Annotated in this window: 16 protein-coding genes and 2 pseudogenes; 2 read left to right on the top strand and 16 right to left on the bottom strand. The window is 73.2% G+C overall.

Annotated elements, in window-relative coordinates:
* Positions 1-56 precede the first annotated feature (56 nt).
* Positions 57-980, top strand: a complete 924-nt coding sequence (locus RVR_RS08965; protein WP_202233338.1) for a phosphatase PAP2 family protein — start codon at positions 57-59, stop codon at positions 978-980.
* Here the strand turns inward: RVR_RS08965 and RVR_RS08970 are convergent.
* Together RVR_RS08970 and RVR_RS08975 are read right to left on the bottom strand one after the other, a co-directional pair.
* A complete protein-coding gene (locus RVR_RS08970) occupies positions 968-3,982 on the bottom strand; it encodes a bifunctional [glutamine synthetase] adenylyltransferase/[glutamine synthetase]-adenylyl-L-tyrosine phosphorylase (RefSeq protein ID WP_202233339.1) in 3,015 nt (1,004 codons plus the stop codon). The genes RVR_RS08965 and RVR_RS08970 overlap by 13 nt on opposite strands.
* 310 nt (positions 3,983-4,292) lie before the next feature.
* Positions 4,293-4,883: pseudogene (locus RVR_RS08975) on the bottom strand (histone deacetylase); the annotation flags it as partial.
* Positions 4,884-5,006: 123 nt separating this feature from the next.
* On the opposite strand from RVR_RS08975, the gene RVR_RS08980 reads away from it, so the two are divergent.
* Positions 5,007-5,441 carry an Asp23/Gls24 family envelope stress response protein gene (locus RVR_RS08980; RefSeq protein WP_202233340.1) on the top strand — a complete coding sequence of 145 codons (435 nt, stop codon included), beginning with the start codon at positions 5,007-5,009 and terminating at the stop codon, positions 5,439-5,441.
* Between the two features lie 67 nt (positions 5,442-5,508).
* Here RVR_RS08980 and glnA read toward each other — a convergent pair whose 3' ends face one another.
* The 14 genes and pseudogenes from glnA to RVR_RS09050 form a co-directional block, all read right to left on the bottom strand.
* Positions 5,509-6,870: a type I glutamate--ammonia ligase gene (gene glnA, locus RVR_RS08985; RefSeq protein ID WP_202233341.1), complete on the bottom strand. Its 1,362-nt coding sequence runs from the start codon at positions 6,868-6,870 to the stop codon at positions 5,509-5,511.
* A 143-nt stretch (positions 6,871-7,013) separates the two neighbouring features.
* Positions 7,014-7,865: a nuclear transport factor 2 family protein gene (locus RVR_RS08990; RefSeq protein ID WP_202233342.1), complete on the bottom strand. Its 852-nt coding sequence runs from the start codon at positions 7,863-7,865 to the stop codon at positions 7,014-7,016.
* Positions 7,866-8,014: 149 nt separating this feature from the next.
* Positions 8,015-8,506: pseudogene (locus RVR_RS08995) on the bottom strand (hypothetical protein); the annotation flags it as partial.
* A gap of 572 nt (positions 8,507-9,078) precedes the next feature.
* On the bottom strand, positions 9,079-9,774 hold the full coding sequence (locus RVR_RS09000) for a nuclear transport factor 2 family protein (protein WP_202233343.1): 696 nt from the start codon (positions 9,772-9,774) through the stop codon (positions 9,079-9,081).
* Positions 9,775-9,796: 22 nt separating this feature from the next.
* The gene (locus RVR_RS39115) at positions 9,797-10,618 is read right to left on the bottom strand and encodes a hypothetical protein (protein ID WP_430393112.1); all 822 of its coding nucleotides are present in this window, start codon (positions 10,616-10,618) and stop codon (positions 9,797-9,799) included.
* Entirely contained in the window at positions 10,615-11,931 is a 1,317-nt protein-coding gene (locus tag RVR_RS09010; RefSeq protein WP_202233344.1) for an MCE family protein, read from the bottom strand. Before RVR_RS09010 ends, RVR_RS39115 begins: the two co-directional genes overlap by 4 nt.
* On the bottom strand, positions 11,931-13,163 hold the full coding sequence (locus tag RVR_RS09015; RefSeq protein ID WP_202233345.1) for an MCE family protein: 1,233 nt from the start codon (positions 13,161-13,163) through the stop codon (positions 11,931-11,933). The genes RVR_RS09010 and RVR_RS09015 overlap by 1 nt, the downstream gene beginning before the upstream one ends.
* A complete protein-coding gene (locus RVR_RS09020; RefSeq protein ID WP_237405268.1) occupies positions 13,160-14,347 on the bottom strand; it encodes an MCE family protein in 1,188 nt (395 codons plus the stop codon). Before RVR_RS09020 ends, RVR_RS09015 begins: the two co-directional genes overlap by 4 nt.
* Positions 14,348-14,535: 188 nt before the next feature.
* Complete coding sequence (locus RVR_RS09025) at positions 14,536-15,609, bottom strand: MCE family protein (RefSeq protein ID WP_202233346.1); 1,074 nt, start codon at positions 15,607-15,609, stop codon at positions 14,536-14,538.
* On the bottom strand, positions 15,606-16,637 hold the full coding sequence (locus RVR_RS09030) for an MCE family protein (protein ID WP_202233347.1): 1,032 nt from the start codon (positions 16,635-16,637) through the stop codon (positions 15,606-15,608). Before RVR_RS09030 ends, RVR_RS09025 begins: the two co-directional genes overlap by 4 nt.
* Positions 16,634-17,854, bottom strand: coding sequence for an MCE family protein (locus tag RVR_RS09035; protein WP_237405269.1), 1,221 nt, complete (start codon positions 17,852-17,854; stop codon positions 16,634-16,636). The genes RVR_RS09030 and RVR_RS09035 overlap by 4 nt, the downstream gene beginning before the upstream one ends.
* 62 nt (positions 17,855-17,916) lie before the next feature.
* Positions 17,917-18,801, bottom strand: a complete 885-nt coding sequence (locus RVR_RS09040; RefSeq protein ID WP_202233349.1) for an MlaE family ABC transporter permease — start codon at positions 18,799-18,801, stop codon at positions 17,917-17,919.
* 3 nt (positions 18,802-18,804) lie between these two features.
* Complete coding sequence (locus RVR_RS09045) at positions 18,805-19,644, bottom strand: MlaE family ABC transporter permease (protein WP_430393113.1); 840 nt, start codon at positions 19,642-19,644, stop codon at positions 18,805-18,807.
* Between the two features lie 25 nt (positions 19,645-19,669).
* Positions 19,670-20,656: an ABC transporter ATP-binding protein gene (locus RVR_RS09050; RefSeq protein ID WP_202233350.1), complete on the bottom strand. Its 987-nt coding sequence runs from the start codon at positions 20,654-20,656 to the stop codon at positions 19,670-19,672.
* Between the last annotated feature and the right edge of the window lie 91 nt (positions 20,657-20,747).

Genomic DNA, 20,747 nt, shown 5'->3' on the forward strand with positions numbered 1-20,747 from the left:
CGGTTCAACGGGCCTGGAACCCCTTTGACCGGCCCGGTCTGGCAGACTGGTGTCCCATGGGGGAACCGACCGCCGACACCGCCAAGTCGCCGAAGGACCGCCGTGCCGACCTCTTCGACACCGCCGGTCCAGGCGCCGCCGGCGGCCCCGCCGCGCGGGGTCCGGGCGGCGCCTCCCGGGCCCCCGGGCCCGGCTGGTCGCCCGGCGCGCTGCTGAACCGGCTGCGCACCCCGCGCAGGCCCCGGCTGTGGTTCGAGCTGCTGCTGATCGGCGTCAGCTACTGGGTCTACTCGCTCATCCGCAACGCGGTCCCCGCCCAGCGCACCACCGCGCTGCGCCACGCGCACCACGTGTGGGACTTCGAGCGCAGCCTGGGCCTGGCCGTCGAGCACGGCGTCAACCACACGCTGAACTCGGTGACATGGCTGATCGTGGGGATGAACTACTACTACGCCTCACTGCACTTCGTCATCACCATCGGCGTCCTGGTGTGGCTGTACGTCGCCCATCCCGACCGCTACGCACCGCCCCGGCTGGTGCTGTTCGCGACCACCTGGCTGGCGCTGATCGGCTTCTGGGCCTACCCGCTGGCCCCGCCGCGGCTGCTGTCGGGGGCCGGCTTCATCGACACCGTCGCCGTGCACCACACCTGGGGCTCGCTCTCCCAGGGCAGCCTGTCCCACGTCTCGAACCAGTACGCCGCGATGCCGTCGATGCACATCGGCTGGTCGCTGTGGTGCGGCCTGACCGTCTTCAACCTGGCGCGGCGGACCTGGGTGCGGGTGGCCGCCCTGCTCTACCCGCTGTTCACCCTCACCGTCATCATCGCCACCGGCAACCACTTCTGGCTCGACGCGGTCGGCGGCGTGGTCTGCCTGGCCGCCGGCTACGGCGTGGTGTGCCTGCTCTACGGGCGCTGGGCCTACCACCTGCCGCGGTCCTGGCGGCGCCCGGCCGAGGAGGGGGCTCACGCCTCGTAGAACAGCCGCTCCATGACCGCGCGGGCGCGGCGGGTGCGGCGGCGGTACTGCTCCAGCATGTCGCCGACGTGCCCGGCCGGGTACCCGAGGTAGCGGCCGACCGCCGCCAGCTCCCTGCCGTCGCCGGGGAAGGTGTCCCCGGGGCGGCCGCGGACCAGCATCACCGCGTTGCGCACCCGGGTGGCGAGCACCCACGCCTCGTCCAGGATGCGCAGGTCGTCCGCGCCGATCAGGTCCTCGGCCCGGGCCGCGGCCAGCGCGGCCCGGGTGCCGGTGGTGCGCAGCGACGGCAGCCGGGCGGCGTGCCGGAGCTGGAGCAGCTGCACCGTCCACTCCACGTCGGACAGCCCGCCGCGGCCGAGCTTGGCGTGGGTCGTGCGGTCGGCGCCGCGCGGCATCCGCTCGCCCTCCATCCGCGCCTTGAGCCGGCGGATCTCGCGCACCGCCTCGTCGTCGAGGCCGTCCTCGGGGTAGCGCAGCGGGTCGATCAGCGCGACGAACCGCTGGCCCAGCTCCAGGTCGCCGGCCACCGGCAGGGCCCGTAGCAGCGCCTGGCTCTCCCACCCCAGCGACCAGCGCCGGTAGTACGCCTCGTAGGACGCGAGGCTGCGGGCCAGCGGGCCGGACTTGCCCTCCGGGCGCAGGTCGGCGTCGATCAGCAGCGGCGGGTCGGCGGTGGGGATCTGGAGCAGCCGGCGCAGCTCGTTGGCGACGGCCAGCGCGGCGCGGCCGGCGTCGCCGCTGTCGGCGCCCTCGCGCGCCTCGTACACGAACATGACGTCCGCGTCGGAGCCGTAGCCGAGTTCGCGGCCGCCGAAGCGGCCCATGCCGATCACCGCGAGGCGGGCGGGCAGCGGATGGGCGTCGCCGCCGGTGACCGCGTTGACCGCGGCGCGCAGCGCGCCGGCGACGGTGGCCGAGGTCAGCCCGTACACGGCGGTGCCGACCCGGTCGACGAGGACGGCCGGGTCGAGCGGGCCGTCGGACTCCTCGTCGTCGCCGTAGGTGTCGATCAGGTCGCCGGCCGCGGTGCGGAACAGTTCGCGGCGGCGCACCCCGCGGACGGCCGCGATGGCCTGCTCGGGGGTGTCGGCGCGGCCGACGGCGGCCAGCACCTCCTGCTCCAGCGCCTGGTGGTCGCGCGGGACCAGACCGTCCCTGGAGCCGAGCAGCGCGACCGCCTCGGGGGCGCGCATCAGCAGGTCGGGGGCGAGCCGCCCGGAGGACAGCACCCGGGCCAGCCGCTGGGCGGCGGCGCCCTCGTCGCGCAGCAGCCGCAGGTACCACGGGGTCTTGCCGAGCGCGTCGGAGACCTTGCGGAAGCCGAGCAGGCCGGCGTCGGGGTCCGCGGAGTCCGCGAACCAGCCGAGCAGCACCGGCAGCAGGGTGCGCTGGATGGCGGCCTTGCGGCTGACCCCGCTGGCCAGGGCCTCCAGGTGGCGCATGGCCGCGACCGGGTCGGCGTAGCCGAGCGCCTGCAACCGGGTCCGGGCCGCTTCGGTGCTCAGCCGCGTCTCGTCCCGGTCGAGCTGGGCGACGGCGTCCAGCAGCGGGCGGTAGAAGAGCTTCTCGTGCAGCCGCCGTACCTCCCGGGCGTGCCGCTTCCACTCCCGGTCGAGGGTCTGCACGGGTTCGGAGCGGAAGCCCAGGCCGCGGCCGAGCCGGCGCAGCCCGGCCTCGTCGTCGGGCACCAGGTGGGTGCGGCGCATCTTCTGGAGCTGGATGCGGTGCTCCATCAGCCGCAGGAAGCGGTAGGCGGCGTCCAGGGAGGCGGCGTCGGCGCGGCCGACGTAGCCGCCCGCCGCCAGTTCGGCGAGCGCGGTGAGGGTGGTGGGGCTGCGCAGGCTCGTGTCGGTGCGGCCGTGCACGAGTTGCAGCAGTTGCACCGCGAACTCCACGTCGCGCAGGCCGCCGGGGCCGAGCTTCAGCTCCCGGGCGAGCTGCGCGGCCGGGATGGTGTCGACCACCCGGCGGCGCATCTCCTGCACGTCGATGACGAAGTTCTCCCGCTCGGCGGCCTGCCACACCATCGGGCGGATCGCCTCGACGTAGTCGGCGCCCAGAGCCATGTCCCCGGCGACCGGGCGGGCCTTCAGCAGCGCCTGGAACTCCCAGGTCTTCGCCCACCGCCGGTAGTAGGCGAGGTGGCTGCTGAGGGTGCGCACCAGCGGGCCGTTCTTGCCCTCGGGGCGCAGGTTGGGGTCCACCGGCCAGATCGTGCCCTCGGCGGTGGTCTCGGAGCAGACGCCCATCATCCGCACCGCCAGCCGGGTCGCGGCCCGCAGTGCCGCGGTGTCGTCGGAGGCGGTGCCCTCACCGTCGTCGGCCTCGGCGGGCTCCGCGACGAAGATGACGTCCACGTCGGAGACGTAGTTCAGCTCGTGGCCGCCGCACTTGCCCATGCCGATCACCGCGAGCCGGCAGGCGGCCGCGTCCTGCGGCAGCTCGGTGGAGGCGATCGCCAGGGCGGCGCGCAGCGTGGCGGTGGCGAGGTCGGCCAGCTCGGCGGCCGTGCGGACCAGGTCGTTGGTGCCGCACACGTCCCTGGCCGCTATCCCGAGCAGGCACCGGCGGTAGGCGGCGCGCAACGCGTCCGGGGTGCGGACCGAGGCCAGCCGCTCCTCGAACTCCTCGACGCCCGGGTGCAGGTCGCGTGCCTCGTAGGTCACCAGGGCGTGCCAGTCCGCGGGGTGCCGGGACAGGTGGTCGCACAGCGCCTCGGAGGCGCCCATCACGCCCAGCAGGCGGTCCCGCAGCGGCTTGGCGCTGGTCACGGTGTCCAGCAGGGTGCGGCGCTCGCCCGGGTCCATCGCCTCGGCGAGCCGGACCAGGCCGAGCAGCGCCTGGTCGGGGTCGGCGGTGGCGCCGAGCGCTTCGAGGAGCACCGGGTCGCCGCGTACGCCCGCCAGCGCGTCGTCCTGCAACAGCCGCTCGGCGGCGGCGGCATCGGTGAAGCCGTGCCGCAGCAGCCGGGAGAACGTACTGCTGCGTCGCCCCTGCATCGGCCCTCCCGGGGTCACCGCGCCCAACGCGCTTGCCGCACCCGCGGCGCATGACGAGCGGCGCACCTGCTCCGGCCGCGCTACGAGCCTAGCCGTCCGGTGGGTCGGCGGCGCCCGGCGGGGCCCGCGGTGTCGTCGTGGCGGCCGGGCGGGAAGGGGGCCGCGGCGGGTGGGGAGGGTCCCCCGGAAGGGGTGCGGGGTCCGCCGGAAGGGGTGGCCGCTCCGCCCGCCGGGGCGCCGGGTCGGCCGGAAGGGGTGCGCTGTCGGCAGGAGGAGGCGCCGGGTCCGTCGGCACGAGGGCGCCGTCCCGTACGGTCCAGTGCCCGGCGGCGCCCGGGCGCCCCGCGAGGTAGCGCGCGATGTCCGCGTCCCGCCAGCCGCCGGCCTCGCGCAGTCCGGCGGCCAGGTGGTCGAGGTAGGCGGCCGACGGCACCGTCCAGGGCACCTCGGCCATGCCCCACGGCGCGGTGAACGTCAGCAACGGCACGCCGTCCAGCGACCCGACCCGCACCAGCGTCTCGTAGCGGCCCGGGCCCAGCCGGCTGCGCCCGGTGGCCAGCACCTCCGTGAGGTCGAGATCGCGGCCGGGTTCGGCGTACATCTCCTGCGCGGCGATGTCCGAGAACTGAGCGGCGGTGAGCAGGTGCGCGCGGGCCAGCGCGCGGCCGGGCGCGTCCGGGTCGTAGAAGGCGCGCCCTCCGCCCCACACCGGGGAGTGCGTGGCGAAGTACACGGTGCCGGGCAGCTCCCACGGCACGGATCTGGCCGGCGGCGTGGCGTCCCGGCAGCCCGGGTAGTCCCGCGCCCCGCCCGCCGGGCGGCCGCCGTCCAGGTACCGGGCCAGCCGGGCCAGGTGCGTGTTCGAGCCGTAGGAGACGTACCAGACCGTGCGCGCGCCCATCCCCCCAGTGTGGCGCGGACCGGGCACTGCTGCATCGGAGTGGCACGGGTGCCGATGCGGGTTCACAGTGATAAGGAGCCCGCATTTCGCCAGCGAGCAGTCGAGAGAGAAGGGGCCTGCCCCATGACAACCGCGGAGAACTCTGTCAAGACCGGTCCCGGCCGCCACAAGGACACCGCCGGGAAGACGACGATCGCCGACTCGGTGGTGGCCACCATCGCCGGGATCGCCACCCGGGAGGTCGAAGGGGTCCACGCGATGGGTGGCGGCGCCACCCGCGCGGTGGGAGCGGTCCGCGACCGGGTGTCGCGCTCCGACGACCACACCAGGGGCGTCAAGGTCGAGGTCGGCGAGGAGCAGGCCGCGATCGACCTCGACGTGGTCGTCGGCTACGGCACGCACATCGCCGAGACCGCCTCGGACATCCGGGGCAGCGTCACCAGCGCGGTCGAGCTGATGACCGGGCTGGAGGTCGTCGAGATCAACGTCAACGTCCGCGACGTCCACGTGCCGGGCGAGGAGTCCGACGAGGACGAGGACTCCGGCCGCGTCCGCTGACGCGCCCGCCCACGGAGACCCCAGGGTGCCCACCGACCGGTGAGCACCCTCTCCCGTCCCCGCCGGCCTACAGGTTCGGCAGGTTCTTGCGCAGCTCGAACGCGGTGACCTCGGAGCGGTACTCCTCCCACTCCTGCTTCTTGTTGCGCAGGAAGAAGTCGAACACGTGCTCCCCGAGGGTCTCGGCGACCAGTTCGCTGCGCTCCATCAGCTCGATCGCCTCGCCGAGGTTCTGCGGGAGGGGCTCGATGCCGAGGGCGCGGCGCTCGGAGTCGCGGAGCGCCCACACGTCGTCGTCGGCGCCGGCGGGGAGTTCGTAGCCCTCCTGGATGCCCTTCATGCCGGCGGCGAGGAGGACCGCGTAGGAGAGGTAGGGGTTGGCGCCGGCGTCGAGGGAGCGGACCTCGACCCGGGTGGAGCCGGTCTTCCCGGGCTTGTACATCGGCACGCGGATGAGCGCCGAGCGGTTGTTGTGGCCCCAGCAGATGTACGAGGGGGCCTCGCCGCCGGCGCCCGCGGTGCGCTGCGAGCCGCCCCAGATCCGCTTGTAGGAGTTCACCCACTGGTTGGTGACCGCCGCGGTCTCGGCGGCGTGCCGCAGCAGGCCCGCGATGAAGGACCGGCCGACCTTGGAGAGCTGGAACTCCGCGCCCGACTCGTAGAACGCGTTGCGGTCGCCCTCGAAGAGCGAGAGGTGGGTGTGCATGCCGGAGCCGGGGTACTCCGAGAACGGCTTGGGCATGAAGGTGGCGTGCACGCCCTGCTCCAGGGCCACCTGCTTCATCACCAGCCGGAACGTCATCACGTTGTCGGCGGTGGACAGCGCGTCGGCGTAGCGCAGGTCGATCTCCTGCTGGCCGGGCGCGCCCTCGTGGTGGGAGAACTCGACGGAGATGCCCATCGACTCCAGCATGGTGATCGCCTGGCGGCGGAAGTCCATGCCGACGTTCTGCGGGGTGTGGTCGAAGTAGCCGGAGTTGTCCGCGGGGGTCGGCCGGGTGCCGTCCAGCGGGCGCTCCTTGAGCAGGAAGAACTCGATCTCGGGGTGGGTGTAGAAGGTGAACCCGAGGTCGGAGGTCTTGGCCAGCGCGCGCTTGAGGACGTAGCGCGGGTCGGCGTACGACGGGGAGCCGTCGGGCATCAGGATGTCGCAGAACATCCGGGCGGTGCCGGGTGCCTCCGCGCGCCAGGGCAGGATCTGGAAGGTGCCCGGGTCCGGCTTCGCGATCATGTCGGACTCGTACACCCGGGCGAAGCCCTCGATCGCGGAGCCGTCGAAGCCCATGCCCTCGTCGAACGCCTGCTCCAGCTCGGCGGGGGCGACGGCGACCGACTTCAGGTAGCCGAGCACGTCGGTGAACCACAGCCGCACGAAACGGATGTCCCGCTCCTCCAGGGTGCGGAGAACGAACTCCTGCTGCTTGTCCATATGCATCCATCCTCGCCGGTCGGGCACCGCTCCCCCGCCGTCGGCATACCGGGGGATCAGGAGCATTGCACCACACCGTTTCGCACGCGTTGCGCGCGCCGCTCCTCCCCATGGTGCACGCCGGAGAGCAGGAGTCGAAGTCCTCAGCCGAAGGTGTCGATGGAGGCGATCTTCCAGCCGCCCCCCTGGCGGACCGCGTCGACCGCGAACATGGCCGCGGAGTAGGCGCTGCCGGCGTTCGCGCCCTTGGCGGTGGAGGTGTTGGCCTGGTCCGCGTAGACCAGCACCCGGGCCCGGTCGCCGTCGATCATCTCCACGCCGGTGTCGGTGACCGTGGTGGTCAGCACCAGTTTCTGCTTCGGGGCCGCGGCCTTCACCTGGGCGATCATCGTGGCGTACTGCTGGACCGCCTTGCCGGTGAGCACCTTCTTCGCGGCGGTGTCGGTGCGGGCGGTGTCGCTGTAGTCGTAGGAGAAGACGGAGTTCACGTCCTGGGCGATCTGGCCCTTGATCTCGGCGGTGCGGGCGTTGTCGGTGAGCGCGGTGTTGGAGGTGGCCGAGCCGTCGTGCAGCGCGGACGCCTTCCCGGCCGCCCACGCCGCGAATCCGCCGAGCAGCACCGTCAGCAGGGCGAGCAGCGCGACGGTGAGGGGGAAGCGGGCGGGCAGGCGCGAGGCGAGGGTGCGGCGCGGGGTGGCCGCGTCCTCGCCGCCGCCCGCTGCCTCGGCGGCGGGCAGGGCGCGGTCGGCCGCGGAGGCGGGGGCGTCGGCGGACGCGGCGCGGCGCGGCCGGACCGCGGTCGCCGCCCGGCCGGCCGCGCCCCCGGCCGTGTCCACGCCCGTACGGCCGCCCATACGGCCGCCGGCGGGGGCGTCGGTACGGTCGTCCGCCTCGGTGGCGTCGTCACGGTCGCGGACCGGTCGTCCCGCGGTGCGCGCGCCCGCCGCGGCGAGTCTGCGCTGCCGGTTGATGAGGTGGCGGGTGGTGGTCGACATGGGCTGCGGTCCTCTCGCGTACGACGTGCGGCGGTACGGCGGTGCGGCGTCGGTGGCCGGGTGCGGCGTCAGCCGCCGGCGGCGGTCGTGGGTGCGGACGAGGGCGCGGTCGTCGCGGGGGCGGTGGCCGTCGGGTCGGTGGCCGCGGCGGCGCTGTCGCCCATGGGCGCGTCGCCGAGCGCGCTCAGCTTCCACCCGGCCGCCGTGCGCGTCATCTCGCCGAGCAGCCGGCTCTCCTTCACCGCGGGCTGCGCCTTGGGCGCCTGCACGGTGATCCGGAGCGCGACCATGACGTCCGCCTTCCCCGTGCGGTCGTCGAGGTCGGTCACCGCGCCGCTGAGCACCTTCGCCGTGCTGACCGTCTGCGCCTGCTGCACCTGCTTCTCGAAGTCGGCGCGGCCCTGGACGAGTTGGTCGTGCAGGTCGCCGGTGGTGCTCTGCTCCCACACGGCGAGGCCCGCCGCGAGGTGGGCGTGGTCGAGCGTGTTCATGTTCTGCACCGCCTGTTCGCCCGCGGCCAGCACGGTGTCCCGGGTACGGGCGAACGCCGCGTCGTCGTCATGGGCGGCGGAGTACCAGGACCAGCCGGTCCACGCCGCGGCGACGGCCGCGGCCGCCACGAGGGCGATCGCCGCGCCCAGCAGGGGCCGCCGCCCGGTCGGCGCGGGACGGCCCCGGCGCGGCCCGCTCCCGCCGTCGCCGGCGGCCGGACGCGGTCGGCCCCCGCGCCCGCCCCGCCCGGACGCGCCCGCCCGGACGCCCCCTCCGCGCCCGGCCCGGACGGTCCCGGCGGACGCCGGCCGGACGGAGCCCCCGGACTTCGCCTCGTCCGCCGCCGCGGGCTCCGGGCCCGACCCGTCGGCGGCCGGTCCGTCGGCGGCCGGTCCGTCGGTGACGTGCCCGTCGGTGGTCTGCCCGTCGGTGACCTGCTCGTCGGCGGCGTCCGCCGTGGCCGGGGTACCGGTGTCCTGCGCGCCGGCGCGGGCGGGCTCGCCGCCCGGTGCCGACCCGTCCTCAGCTCCCTCGGCGCTCTCCGTGTGCTCCGTCTTCTCCGTGCTTTTCACGTTCTCGGCGCTCTCCGTGTTCTCCAAGCTCTCGGTGCTCTCGGTGCTCTCGGTGCTCTCCGTGTCAGCCGGGGCCGCGGGGCTCGCGGGGTGGTCGTCCTTGCGCGGTGGGCGCGAGCCGAAACGCATACGTGGCATCTGCCTCTCCCCTAGCGGGCCTTGAGTGCGGTGATCCGCCAGCGGCCGTTCATCTGCTCGGCGGTGACCGAGAGTTGGGCGGCCGCGCTGGTGGCGGTGGAACCCGCGCGCTGCGCGGTCTGGTCGAGGAAGACCAGCAGGCGGGCGCGGTCGCCGGTGAGGGTGACCACGCCGGCGCGTACGACCCTTGTGGTGAGGGTGAGTTGCTGGGCGGCGACGTTCTGCTTGATCTGCGCGAACAGCGCCTGGTACTGGGTGGCCGCGCCGCCCGCGAGGACGCTGCGCGCGGCCTGCTCGGTGGCGTCGGTGCCGTCGGGCGTGTACGCGAAGATCTCGCTGAGCGCGCTGCTGACGTCACCGATCACCTGATCGGTGGTGGCGCTGTCGGTGAGCGCGCGGTTGCGGGTGGCCGCCGGGTCCTTGAGGTCCTGCGCCGCGTACAGCAGCCCGCCGGACCCCAGCAGCAGCACGGCGACCGCGGCGATCCCGGCCGGCCGCCGCCAGCCGTACGACCGGAACCGCCCCGCCAGCCGCCGGGCCCATCCGTCCCGGCCGCCCGTCCCCGCCTCCGCGTCCGCTTCCGCCTGCTCCGAACCGCCGCCGGGCGCGGCCGCCGCCGCGGGATCGGCGTCCCCTGCGGTCGCCCCGGCTGCCGCGCGGGGCTCCCCGATGTCGTCCGTCGTCGTCATGCCATCCGTCGCCGTCATGTCGGTCGTCACTTCCTGCCCCTCAACTCGCGCCGATCGGGACCGCGGTGAGGGCTGCGAGTTTCCATGTGCCGGCGGTACGCGCCAGGTCGGCCTCGAAGCGCTTGCGATCGGTGGTGGCCGCACCGGACTTGGGGGTGAGGCGGACCTGAACGGTGACGATGAGCTTGGCGGTGCCGGCGCGCGTGTCGAGTTCGGTGACGGCCGCGTCCGTGACGGTGCCGGCGGTGGTGGTACCGGCCGCCTTCATCGTGGCGGTGTCGGACGCGTGGGTCCGGGTGAGCTGTTCGTGCAGCGGTCCGGTGGTCACGCCGAGCCAGCCGTCGAGGTCGCGGTCGACGTGCGCGGCGTCCACGGTGTTGAGCCGCGCGACGCCCCGCTCCCCCGCGCCGAGCGCGGCGTCGCGGGCCTTGCCGTACGACAGGGCGTCGTCGCCCCGGGTGTCGGCGTAGGACCAGGCGGAGTAGCCGGCCAGCAGCAGCGCGACGGCCAGCGCCGCGGCCCAGGCGACCGCGGTGCGCCGGGCCCGCAGCACCCGGACCAGGCCCGCGCCCCGCCGGCCCGGCGCGCGGCCGTCCGACGTGGCGGCGTCGTCGGCAAATGCACCGGCACCGGCACCGGTGTCCAGGTCGGCGTCGGCACCGGGCACGCCGGCCTTCCGCCCGGCCGCCGCGGCCGTGTCCTCCGCTTCCGTGTCCTCCGGTTCCGGCTCCGCGCCCGCGGCCGAGGGCCGCTTCGCCGCCGCCGTCTCCAGGTCGGTCCCCGGGTCCGTCCCCAGGTCCGTCCCCGTCCCTGTATCCGTCTTCGTCCCCGTCTTCGTCCCCGTCTCCGCCGTCCCGCTCATCGTTGGTCCTCCAGTCCGAGCAGGCCCGCCATGGTGGTGGGTCCGGCGGCGGGCAGCGCCGGCAGCGCGAGGGCGCCGGGCAGCGCCGGACCCGCGGCGGTCGTGCCCGCCGTGGCGGAGGTCCCCGCGGGCGAGCCGGCCGTGGCCGCCTGCGTGGTCGTCGGCAGGACCGAACCGGGCTGCGCCGGCGCCGGCACTCCCCCGCCGCCCGGAGCGTGCGCGGAGCCGCGGACGTCGGTCCCGGAGGAGGCGGGCGCGGTGCAGCGGGCCGCGGTGTTGAAGGCGGTGGCCGGCGGACTGGTGTCCAGGCCGTTGCGGTAGGTGGTGCCGCCGTACCCCGAGGTGCACGGCAGCGGCGAGAAGAAGGTGACCGCCATGCCGAAGTCCAGCTTGCCGTCCTTCACCGCCGAGGCGCCCGCGGCGGCCACGGCCGGCATCTTCACCAGGAACTCCTGGATGCCGTTCTGCCGGGTGACGGCGATGTCGGAGGTCGTCAGCAGGTTGGCGAGCACCACGCTGAGGTTGGGGCCGACGTCCCGCAGCAGCGCCGAGACCTGGGTGGCGGCGCCGGGCGCGGCCGCGATCAGCCGGCGCAGGTCGGTGTCGGAGTCGTCGAGCTGCGCGGCGAGCTGGTTCGCGCTGGTGGCGAAGTTCCTGATCGCGTCGGACTCGTCGGCCTGGGTGTGCAGCACCGTGCGGCCGTCGTCGATCAGCGTGGTGTCGGTGGGCAGGTTCTCGTCGGCGGCGGTGAGGAACTCGCTGCTGGTGTCGAGCAGCGACTGGAGGTTGTCGCCCTGGCCGCTGAACGCGAGGCCGAGTTCGTCCACGTCGGTGCGCAGGGCGTCCAGCGGCACGGACTTGGTGAGGTCGTTGACGCTCGTGAGCAGGTTGGTGACCGGCGCGGGGATCTTGGTGCTGGCCTGCGCGATGGTCGAACCGCCGTGCAGGTAGGGCCCGTCGGCGGTGGTCGGCTGGAGGTCGATGTACTGCTCGCCGACCGCGGACAGGCTCGCCACGACCGCGGTGAGCCGGGTGGGGATGTGCGGGGCGGAGTTGTCGATCCGCAGTTCCGCCTCGACGCCGTCGCCGGTGAGCCGGATCGCGCCGACCCGGCCGACCGACACGCCCCGGTAGGTGACGTCCGCGTGCTCGAACAGGCCGCCGGTCTCCGGGAGTTGGACGTCCACGGTGTAGTAGCCGCGCAGCCCGACGTACCGGCCGAGGTCGGCGTAGCGGACTCCGACGAAGCCGATCACGAGGACGGCGACGATCAGGAAGGCGATGTTCTTGGCGACGGTGGCGCGGGTCAGCATCAGTGGCCCCCCGGGGTGGTGGCCGACGAGGAGGTGGACGGCGAGGAGGTGGACGGCGTCGTCGTGGGCGCCGCTGAACCGGAGGACGCGGAGCCTGAGGACGCGGAGGCGGAGGAGGTCGGGGTGGTGACCGAGGGCAGCGGGAGCGGCAGGTCCGTCGCGGACCGGCCGGACTTCCTCGCCGACGGCGTGACCGCCAGGCCCGGGTAGTCGCTGTCGCCCGCCTGGAGTTCGGGGATGAGCTGGGTGCCGGAGGCGGCGGTGAGGTCGAGGTAGACGTTGAGGTAGTCGCCCTTGACCCCGTTGAGCACCTCGTCGGTGAACGGGTAGGTGAGCAGCACCTGGAGGGAGTCGGGCAGGTCGTCGCCGGCGTCGGCGAGCCGCTGGAGGGTGGGGGCCAGCGACTTCAGGTCCGCCACGATGTCGTCCTTGCTCCGGTCGACGGTGTCGGTGGCCACGCCGGAGAGGGTGTCGAGCGAGCGGAGCATGGTGACCAGCGAGCCGCGCTGCTGCTCCAGCACCTTCAGACCCGGGCTGAGGCCGGTGAGCACCGTGCCGATCTTCTGGTCGCGGGTGGCGAGGGTCGCGGAGAGCTTGTTGACGCCGTCGAGGGCGTCGGTGATGTCCTTCTTGTGGGCGTCCAGGTCCGAGACGAGGGTGTTGACCTGGGTGAGCATGTCGCGCACCGCCGGTTTGTTGCCGCTGAGCGCCTTGTTGAGCTGGGTGCTGATGGTGTGGATCTGCTGGATGCCGCCGCCGTTGAGCACCAGGGAGAGCGCCCCGAAGACCTCCTCGACCTCGGGGTTGCGGTTGGTGTGCGAGGTGGGGATGGTGTCGCCGGCCTCCAGTCGCCCGGTGGCGGGTTCGGTGCTGGGCGGGTCGGCGAGCTGGACGTACTTCTCGCCGAGGAGGCTGGACTGCTCCAGGTGGGCGTAGGCGTTCGCCGGGAGCTTCACCTTGCCGTTGAGCTTCATCGTGACGACCGCCGACCAGCCGCCGCGCGCCAGCGCGATCTTGGTGACGCGGCCCACGGCCACGTCGTTGACCCGCACGGACGCCTGCGGCACCAGGTCGAGCACGTCGGCGAACTCGGCCCTGACGGTGTAGGGGTGGCTGCCGAGGTCGGCGCCGCCGGGCAGCGGCACGTTCTGCACGTTGGTGAAGGAGCAGCCGGTGAGGGTCAGGGCGGTCGTGGCGAGCAGGGCCGCGGCGGCCGCGTGGCGTGCGTTCACTGGGCCGCCCCCTTACCGGTGGTGGTGCCGGTGGTGCCGCCGTAGACCGTGCCGACCGGTGGCAGCGGGAGCGGCGGCGTGTCGCCGGCCCCGGAGGCGGCACCGGAGCCGTCCTTGGAGGCGGTCGTGCCGGTGGCCTTGGCCGTGGTCCCCGCGGTCCCCTTCGTGACCGCGGCCGGGCCGGCCGTGTCGGTCGGGTCCACGCTGCCGCCCAGGCTCAGCTCGTTGATGTCGGCGCGGCCGTCGAGGGTGCCGGTCTTCGGGTCGTACGTGTTGAGCAGGTTGTCGGCGGCCAGCGGCGCGTCGTCGAGGAGTTCGGCGAGCGAGGCGCGCTGGTCCACCAGGGTCTGGGTGATCGGCGTGAGCTTGGCGATGCTGGCCTTGAGCCGGCTGCGGTTGTCCTGGATGAAGGTCTTCACCGAGCCGAGCGCGGTGGACAACTGCTGGAGCGCGCCGCCCAGGTCCTCCTTGTCGTCGGCGAGGAAGCCGCTGACCGTGGAGAGCTGGTCGGTGGCGGCCTTCACCTTGCCGTCGTTGTCCTTGAGCATCGTGGTGAAGGACTGGAGGTAGGCGAGGGTGGAGAACAGGTCGTCGCTGTGGCCGTCGAGGGTCTTGGTCGCCTGGCCGAGCTGGTCGATGCTGTCGCCGATGTCCTTGCCGTTGCCCTTGAGGTTCTGCGCGCCGACGTCGAGCAGGTTCGACAGGGCGCCGTTGGTGTTCGCGCCGTCGGGGCCGAGGGCCTTGCTGAGCTGGGTGACGGAGGCGTAGAGCTGGTCGATCTCGACCGGCGTCGCGGTGCGGCTGGCCGGGATGACGCCGTGGTCGGCCAGTTGGGCGCCGCCGGTGTACGCCGGGGTGAGCTGGACGTAGCGGTCGGCGACCACGCTGGGCGCGACCACCACGGCGCCGGCCTTCGCCGGGACCTTGATGCCGTGGTCCAGCCGCAGCGACACCTTGACCTGCTTGCCCTGCGGCTTCACCGACTCCACGGTGCCGACCTTCACCCCGAGGATGCGCAGGTCGGAGCCGGCGTACACGCCGACCGTACGGTCGAAGTACGCGGTGACGTGCTTGCCGGACGGCCCGCCGAAGGCGACGAACCCGGCGGTGACGGCCGCGGCCGCGACGAGCGCGAGCACGACCGCCACAGAGACCGCCCGGCGCGGCACCCGGCGTAGCGGCACCCGGTGCAGCGGCACCCGGCCGAACCGCCGCCGGTGTGCCCGCCGGCCGCCGCGCCCGGCGCCGTCGGGGCCGCCCGCGCCGGTCCCGGGCCCTCCGCCGTCCTCGCCGTCCGCGCCGTCCTCGTCTTCCCAGTGCAGGTCCGGCAGGGTCAGTCGGGTGGTGCGGCGCAGCCGCCGCGGGAAGAGGGTCACGACGCTCCTCCGGTCGCCTTGGGCGGCATGCAGCCGGTGGCCGGCGGGGTGCCGCTGGGCAGGTAGCTCTTGGGCACCAGCCCGCACAGGTAGCTGTCGAACCAGCGGCCGTTGCCGAGGGTGTTGCCGACCACCTGGTAGTAGGGGCCGGCCAGCGCCAGCACCTTGTCCAGGCTGGTCTGGTTGGCCTGGAGCACGCCGGTCACCCGGTCGAGGGCGTCCAGGGTGGGGGCGAGCTGCTTGTCGTTGTCGGCGACCAGGCCGTTGAGCTGGGTGCCCAGGTTCTGGGTGCCGGTGAGCAGGGAGTGGATGGCGGTCCGCCGTTTCTCGACCTCCCCGAGCAGCAGGTTGCCGTCGGAGATGAGCTGCTGGAAGCGGCTGTTCTGGTCGGAGAGGGTCTTGGTGAGCTGCTTGCTGCCGCTGAGCAGCGACGCGAGCTGGGCGTCGCGGCTGGAGATGGTCTTCGACAGCGAGGACAGTCCGGTGGCGGCGGTCCGCACCGAGGCCGGGGTGTCCTTGAAGGTGTCGGAGATCGCCTGGAAGCTCGCGGCGAGCTGGTCGGTGTCGATCACGCCGAAGGTCTGCCCGAGGCCGTTGAACGCCTGCGTGACGTCATAGGGCGACGTGGTGCGGGACTTGGGGATGGTGCGGCCGGGGTCCTGCTCGGCGGCGCCGAGCGGGTCCAGCGCGAGGTACTTCTCCCCGAGCAGCGTCTTGATGCCGATGGCGGCGGTGCTGGCGTCGCCGATCCAGGTGTGCCGGACCCGGAAGGTCACCTTCACCTGCGCGCCGTCCAGCCCGACGTGGGTGACCTTGCCGACCTTCACGCCGGCGACCCGCACCTCGTTGCCGCTCTTCAGGCCGGCCGCCTCGGTGAAGTCGGCCGAGTACGTGGTGCCGCCGCCGATCAGCGGCAGCGCGTCCGCGTTGTACGCGACCAGGCTGAGCAGCACCAGCACCACCAGGCCGACGACGCCGACGGCGACCTGGTTGCGCTCGCGCAGCGGCCGGAAGAGCGGGCCGCGCCGGGCGGGGTCGCGCAGGCGCAGCGCGGGGACCGCCAGCCTCATGACCGGCACCTCGATTCGGTGATCGCTATGCCGGTGGACGGTGCGCTGCCGTCGGAGGTGGTGACGCCGCTCACCGTGGCCTGGCACAGGTAGAGGTTGAGCCAGGAGCCGTAGGAGGCGAGCCGGCCGATGGTCTGGAGCTTGCCCGGCGTGGTGGTGAGGAACTTCTCCAACTGGGGCGTGTTGTCGCCGAGGTTGGTGGAGACCCGGTTGAGCTGGGCGATGGAGTTCTTCAGCGGCTGCCGGCCGTCCTGGAGCAGCCCGGCGGTGCTGGTGGTGAGCTGGGAGATGGCGGTGATGGACCGGCCGATCGGCTCGCGGTCCGCGGAGAAGCCGGTGACGAGTTGCTGGAGCGAGGTGATCAGGTCGTTGAAGCCGGCCTCGCGGGTGTTGACGGTGGTCAGCACCGAGTTGAGGTTGTCGATCACCTGGCCGATCACCTGGTCCTTGGCGGCGAGTGTGGTGGTGAGCGAGCCGACGTTGGTGATCAGGCTGTCCACGGTGCCGCCCTCGCCCTGGAGCACCTGCACGATCTCCCCGGACAACTGGTTGACGTCCTTCGGGGACAGGCCCTCGAAGAGCGGCTGGAAGCCGTTGAAGAGTTCGGTGAGGTCCAGCGCGGGCGTGGTCCGGCCGAGGGGGATGGTGCCGCCCGGGTGCAGGCTGCCGCCGACCGGGCCGCTGCCCTGCTCCAGGTCGATGTAGCGCTGGCCGACGAGGTTGAGGTACTTGATGGTGGCGGTGGCCGAGGCGGGCAGGGTGCGGCCCTTGCGCACCGAGAAGTGCACCTCGGCGATCCGGTGCCGGACCACCTTGATCGACTGGACCTCGCCGACCTTGACGCCGGCGATCCGGACGCTGTCGCCCTTGTTGAGCCCGGTGGTGTCGGTGAACTCGGCGTTGTAGCCGGAGGTGTCGCCGACCCCGGCGCCCGCGATGCTCACCGCGAGCACCGTGGTGGCGAAGGCGGTGACCAGGATGAAGATCAGCGACTTGATGATCGGCCCGGTCAGGCTGCGGCGGTTCACTTCACCGTCACCTCCGCCCCGCGGTAGACCGGTCCGGTCAGCAGGCTGCTCCAGTCCGGCAGGTCCTGCGGCGCGGTGTCCATGCTCGGCGCGAGCAGCTCGTTGACCAGCTCGTTCTCCTGCGGCGAGTTGGCGATCGGAGCGGTGCCGCGGCCGGTGTACGGGACCGGGTAGCACTGCGGGCCGCCGCTCGCGTCGTAGACCGGGGTGTCCTTGCCGGCGACGTACTTCCCGCGGGAGGCGACGGCGGTGACGTTCACGTGCAGCCCGGGCTCGTCGGTGCCCTTGCCGAGCGCCTTGTCCATGGCCGGCACGAAGTCGGCGAGGGTGCGCAGCGTGCAGGGGAAGGACGGGGCGTACTCGGCGAGCAGTTGCAGGGTGCCGCGGCTGTCGGCGGCGAGGTGGATCAGGTTCTGCTGGTTCTGGCGCAGGTAGGTGGTGAGGTCCTGCGCGGTGGCGGTCGCCGAGCCGTACAGCGTGCTGAGGTTGGCCTGCTGCTCGGCGATGGTGCCGCTGGTCTCGGTGAAGTCGGTGAGCGCCTGCACGATGTCGGGCGCGGCCTCGGCGTAGGTGGTGCTGACCGTCACGAGCTGTTTGATGTCGTCGGTGAGCGCGGGCAGTTGGGGGTTCAGCCGGGTGAGGTACTGGTCGAGCCGGACCAGGGTGCTGCCGAGTTCCCCGCCGCGGCCGTCCAGGGCGGTGGAGACCGCGTTGAGGGTGGCGGCGAGCTTCTGCGGCTGCACCGCCGTCAGCAGCGGCATCACGTTGTCCAGGACCTGTTCGAGTTCGACGGCGTCGGCCGAGCGGTCCTGCGGGATGGTGGTGTGCGCGGCGAGCGACGGGCCGCCCGAGGACGTGCCGACCGGCGGCACGAGCGCGACGAACCGCTCGCCGAAGAGCGTGGTCGGCAGCATCTGCGCGGTGACCCCGGCCGGGATCTGGTGCAGCTTGCCCGGGTCGATGGCCAGCGTCAGCCGGGCGCCGGTGCCGTTGGCGTGGATGGCGGTGACCCGGCCGACCACGACCCCGCGCAGCTTCACGTCGGCGCCCTGGTTCATCTCGTTGCCGGCGCTGCCGGTGTCCACCGTGACCGTCGCGGAGTCGGTGAACGACTTGTCGTAGACCGCGACCGCGAGCCAGGCGAGCAGCGCGGGCACCAGCAGGAAGATGATGCCGGCGGTGCGGCGGCGGGCGGCGCCGCTCCCGCGGCCGCGCAGCGGGCGGACCGGCGGGGCGGGCGGGGTCGGCGCCGGGCCGGGGGTACGGGTGTCGGTGGTCGTCATCCCGCCACCCGCACGGTGGTGGTGGCGCCCCACAGCGCCAGCGACAGGAAGAAGTCGGTGAGCGAGATGATCACGATCGCGTTGCGCACCGACCGGCCGACCGCGATGCCGACACCGGCCGGGCCGCCCTTGGCGGTGAAGCCGTAGTAGCAGTGCGCGAGGATCACCACGACGCTGAAGATCAGCACCTTCAGTATGGACAGCAGTACGTCCTCCGGTGCGAGGAAGAGGTTGAAGTAGTGGTCGTAGGTGCCCGACGACTGGCCGTTGAACCACACGGTCACCAGCCGGGAGGCCGCGTAACTGCTGAGCAGGCCGATGCCGTAGAGCGGGATGATGGCGACCACGCCGGCGATGATCCGGGTGGTGACGAGGTACGGCATCGAGCGCACGCCCATGCTCTCCAGCGCGTCGACCTCCTCGTTGATCCGCATCGCGCCGAGCTGGGCGGTGAACCCGGCGCCGACGGTCGCGGACAGCGCGAGTCCGGCGATCAGCGGCGCGATCTCGCGGGTGTTGAAGTAGGCGGAGATGAAGCCGGTGAACGCGGCGGTGCCCAGTTCGTTCATCGCCGCGTAGCCCTGGAGGCCCACGACGGTGCCGGTGGCGAGCGTCATGCCGATCATCACGCCGACGGTGCCGCCGATCACGCTCAGGCCGCCGCTGCCGAAGGCCACCTCGGCGAGCAGCCGCTGCACCTCCCTGAGGTAGCGGCGCAGGGTGCGCGGCACCCACAGCACGGCCCGGATGTGGAAGAGCAGGTGGTCGCCGGTCTCGTCCAGCCAGCGCAGCCAGCGGTCCGGGCGCACGCGGCGGCGGCGCGGCGGCGCGGCGGGCTCGGGCGGCTCGGGCCGCGGGGCGTCCTTGTCGAGCAGGGCCATCGCTCAGGCTCCCTTCTGCGGCACGAGTTGCAGGTAGATCGCGGTGAGGACCACGTTGACCACGAACAGCAGCAGGAAGGTGATGACCACGGACTGGTTCACCGCGTCGCCGACGCCCTTCGGGCCGCCCTTGGGATGCAGCCCGCGGTAGGCGGCGACGATGCCGGCGATGAACCCGAAGATGACCGCCTTGATCTCCGAGATGTACAGGTCCGGCAGTTGGGCGAGCGCGGAGAAGCTGGACAGGTAGGCGCCCGGGGTGCCGTGCTGCACGATCACGTTGAAGAAGTAGCCGCCGGCGGTGCCGACCACCGAGACCAGGCCGTTGAGCAGGAGCGCGACGAGCATGGTGGCCAGCACCCGCGGCACGATCAGCCGCTGCACCGGCGAGACGCCCATCACCTCCATCGCGTCCAGTTCCTCGCGGATCTTGCGCGAGCCGAGGTCCGCGCAGATGGCGCTGCCGCCGGCGCCGGCGATCAGCAGCGCCACGATCAGCGGGCTGGCCTGCTGGATCACCGCGAGCACGCTCGCCCCGCCGGTGAACGACTGCGCGCCCAACTGCTGGGCCAGCGAGCCGACCTGGAGGGCGATCACCGCGCCGAACGGGATGGACACCAGCGCCGCGGGCAGGATCGTCACGCTCGCCACGAACCAGAACTGCTCGATCAGCTCGCGGACCTGGAACGGCCGGCGGAAGGTGTCCCGGACGGTGGTGGCCGCGAGCGTCACCAGTTGCCCGGTCTCGCGCAGCGCGCCGGTGCCGGGGAAGGGTCGGCGGGGCACCGTCGCGGCGCGCGGTGTCGTCTCCGGGGCGGACTCCGGTACCGGCGGCGCGCTCACGCGGCCACCGCCGCGGCGGAGGCGGTCATGCGTGCTCCTCCTGTACGGGGGCGGCCACCGGGGCGAGCCCGGCCTTCATGGCCGTGCGCGCGGCCGCGGGCAGGTCGTCCCACATCGCCAGCACCCGCGCCCGGCGGCGCTGCACCGCGGCGCGCGGCGGCAGACCGGGGCTGGGTTCGAGCTGGGGGGCGATCCGGAGCGGCCGCTCGTCGCTGAGGGTGAGCTGCTCGCGGGCGAGGGTCGCCTCGTCCTTCTCCTCGGCCATCCCGATCGGGCCCTCCTTGCGGCCGCCCAGGAACTGCCGCACCACCGGTTCGTCGCTGGTGAGCAGCAGTTCGCGGGGCCCGAAGGTGACCAGCCGGCGGCGGAAGAGCATGCCCATGTTGTCCGGCACGGTCGCGGCGATGTCGAGGTTGTGGGTGACGATCAGCATGGTGGCGTCGATCTGCGCGTTGAGGTCGATCAACTGCTGCGAGATGTAGGAGGTGCGCACCGGGTCGAGCCCGGAGTCCGGCTCGTCGCACAGGATGATCTGCGGGTCGAGCACCAGCGCGCGGGCCAGCCCGGCGCGTTTGCGCATGCCGCCGGAGATCTCGCCGGGCAGTTTCCGCTCGGAGCCGAGCAGGCCGACCATGTCCATCCGCTCCATGACGATGCGGCGGATCTCCGACTCCTTCTTGCGGGTGTGCTCGCGCAGCGGGAAGGCGATGTTGTCGAAGAGGTTCATCGAGCCGAACAGCGCGCCGTCCTGGAACATCAGGCCGAAGAGCTTGCGGGTCTCGTAGATGTCCCGTTCCTTGCCGCCGACCATGTCGACGCCGTTCACCATCACCCGCCCCCGCTCCGGTTTGAGCAGGCCGATCACGGACTTCAGGAAGACGGTCTTGCCGGTGCCGGAGGGACCGAGCATCACGCTGACCTCGCCGGGGGGCAGCGTGAGCGTCACGTCCTCCCAGACGGTCTGTTTGCCGAAGGACTTCGTCAGGCCCTCGACGATCACTTCGATTCCCATGGCACCTCCCGGGGGTGGGTGGGGTGGACGGACGGGTGGGGGGCGGTCGTGCGGTGGACGGGACGGCGCGGTACGCGGCTGCGGGGTGCGG

The organism is Streptomyces sp. SN-593 (assembly GCF_016756395.1).
Lineage (GTDB): Bacteria > Actinomycetota > Actinomycetes > Streptomycetales > Streptomycetaceae > Actinacidiphila > Actinacidiphila reveromycinica.

Bases quoted from the DNA above. Each gene is read 5' to 3' on its own strand.
- glnA (WP_202233341.1), bottom strand. From the start codon at position 6,870: ATGGACAAGCAGCAGGAGTTCGTTCTCCGCACCCTGGAGGAGCGGGAC.
- RVR_RS08965 (WP_202233338.1), top strand. From the start codon at position 57: ATGGGGGAACCGACCGCCGACACCGCCAAGTCGCCGAAGGACCGCCGT.
- RVR_RS09010 (WP_202233344.1), bottom strand. From the start codon at position 11,931: ATGCTGACCCGCGCCACCGTCGCCAAGAACATCGCCTTCCTGATCGTC.
- RVR_RS08980 (WP_202233340.1), top strand. From the start codon at position 5,007: ATGACAACCGCGGAGAACTCTGTCAAGACCGGTCCCGGCCGCCACAAG.
- RVR_RS09000 (WP_202233343.1), bottom strand. From the start codon at position 9,774: ATGACGGCGACGGATGGCATGACGACGACGGACGACATCGGGGAGCCC.
- RVR_RS39115 (WP_430393112.1), bottom strand. From the start codon at position 10,618: ATGAGCGGGACGGCGGAGACGGGGACGAAGACGGGGACGAAGACGGAT.
- RVR_RS08990 (WP_202233342.1), bottom strand. From the start codon at position 7,865: ATGTCGACCACCACCCGCCACCTCATCAACCGGCAGCGCAGACTCGCC.
- RVR_RS09040 (WP_202233349.1), bottom strand. From the start codon at position 18,801: ATGGCCCTGCTCGACAAGGACGCCCCGCGGCCCGAGCCGCCCGAGCCC.
- RVR_RS08970 (WP_202233339.1), bottom strand. From the start codon at position 3,982: ATGCAGGGGCGACGCAGCAGTACGTTCTCCCGGCTGCTGCGGCACGGC.
- RVR_RS09050 (WP_202233350.1), bottom strand. From the start codon at position 20,656: ATGGGAATCGAAGTGATCGTCGAGGGCCTGACGAAGTCCTTCGGCAAA.
- RVR_RS09025 (WP_202233346.1), bottom strand. From the start codon at position 15,609: ATGAGGCTGGCGGTCCCCGCGCTGCGCCTGCGCGACCCCGCCCGGCGC.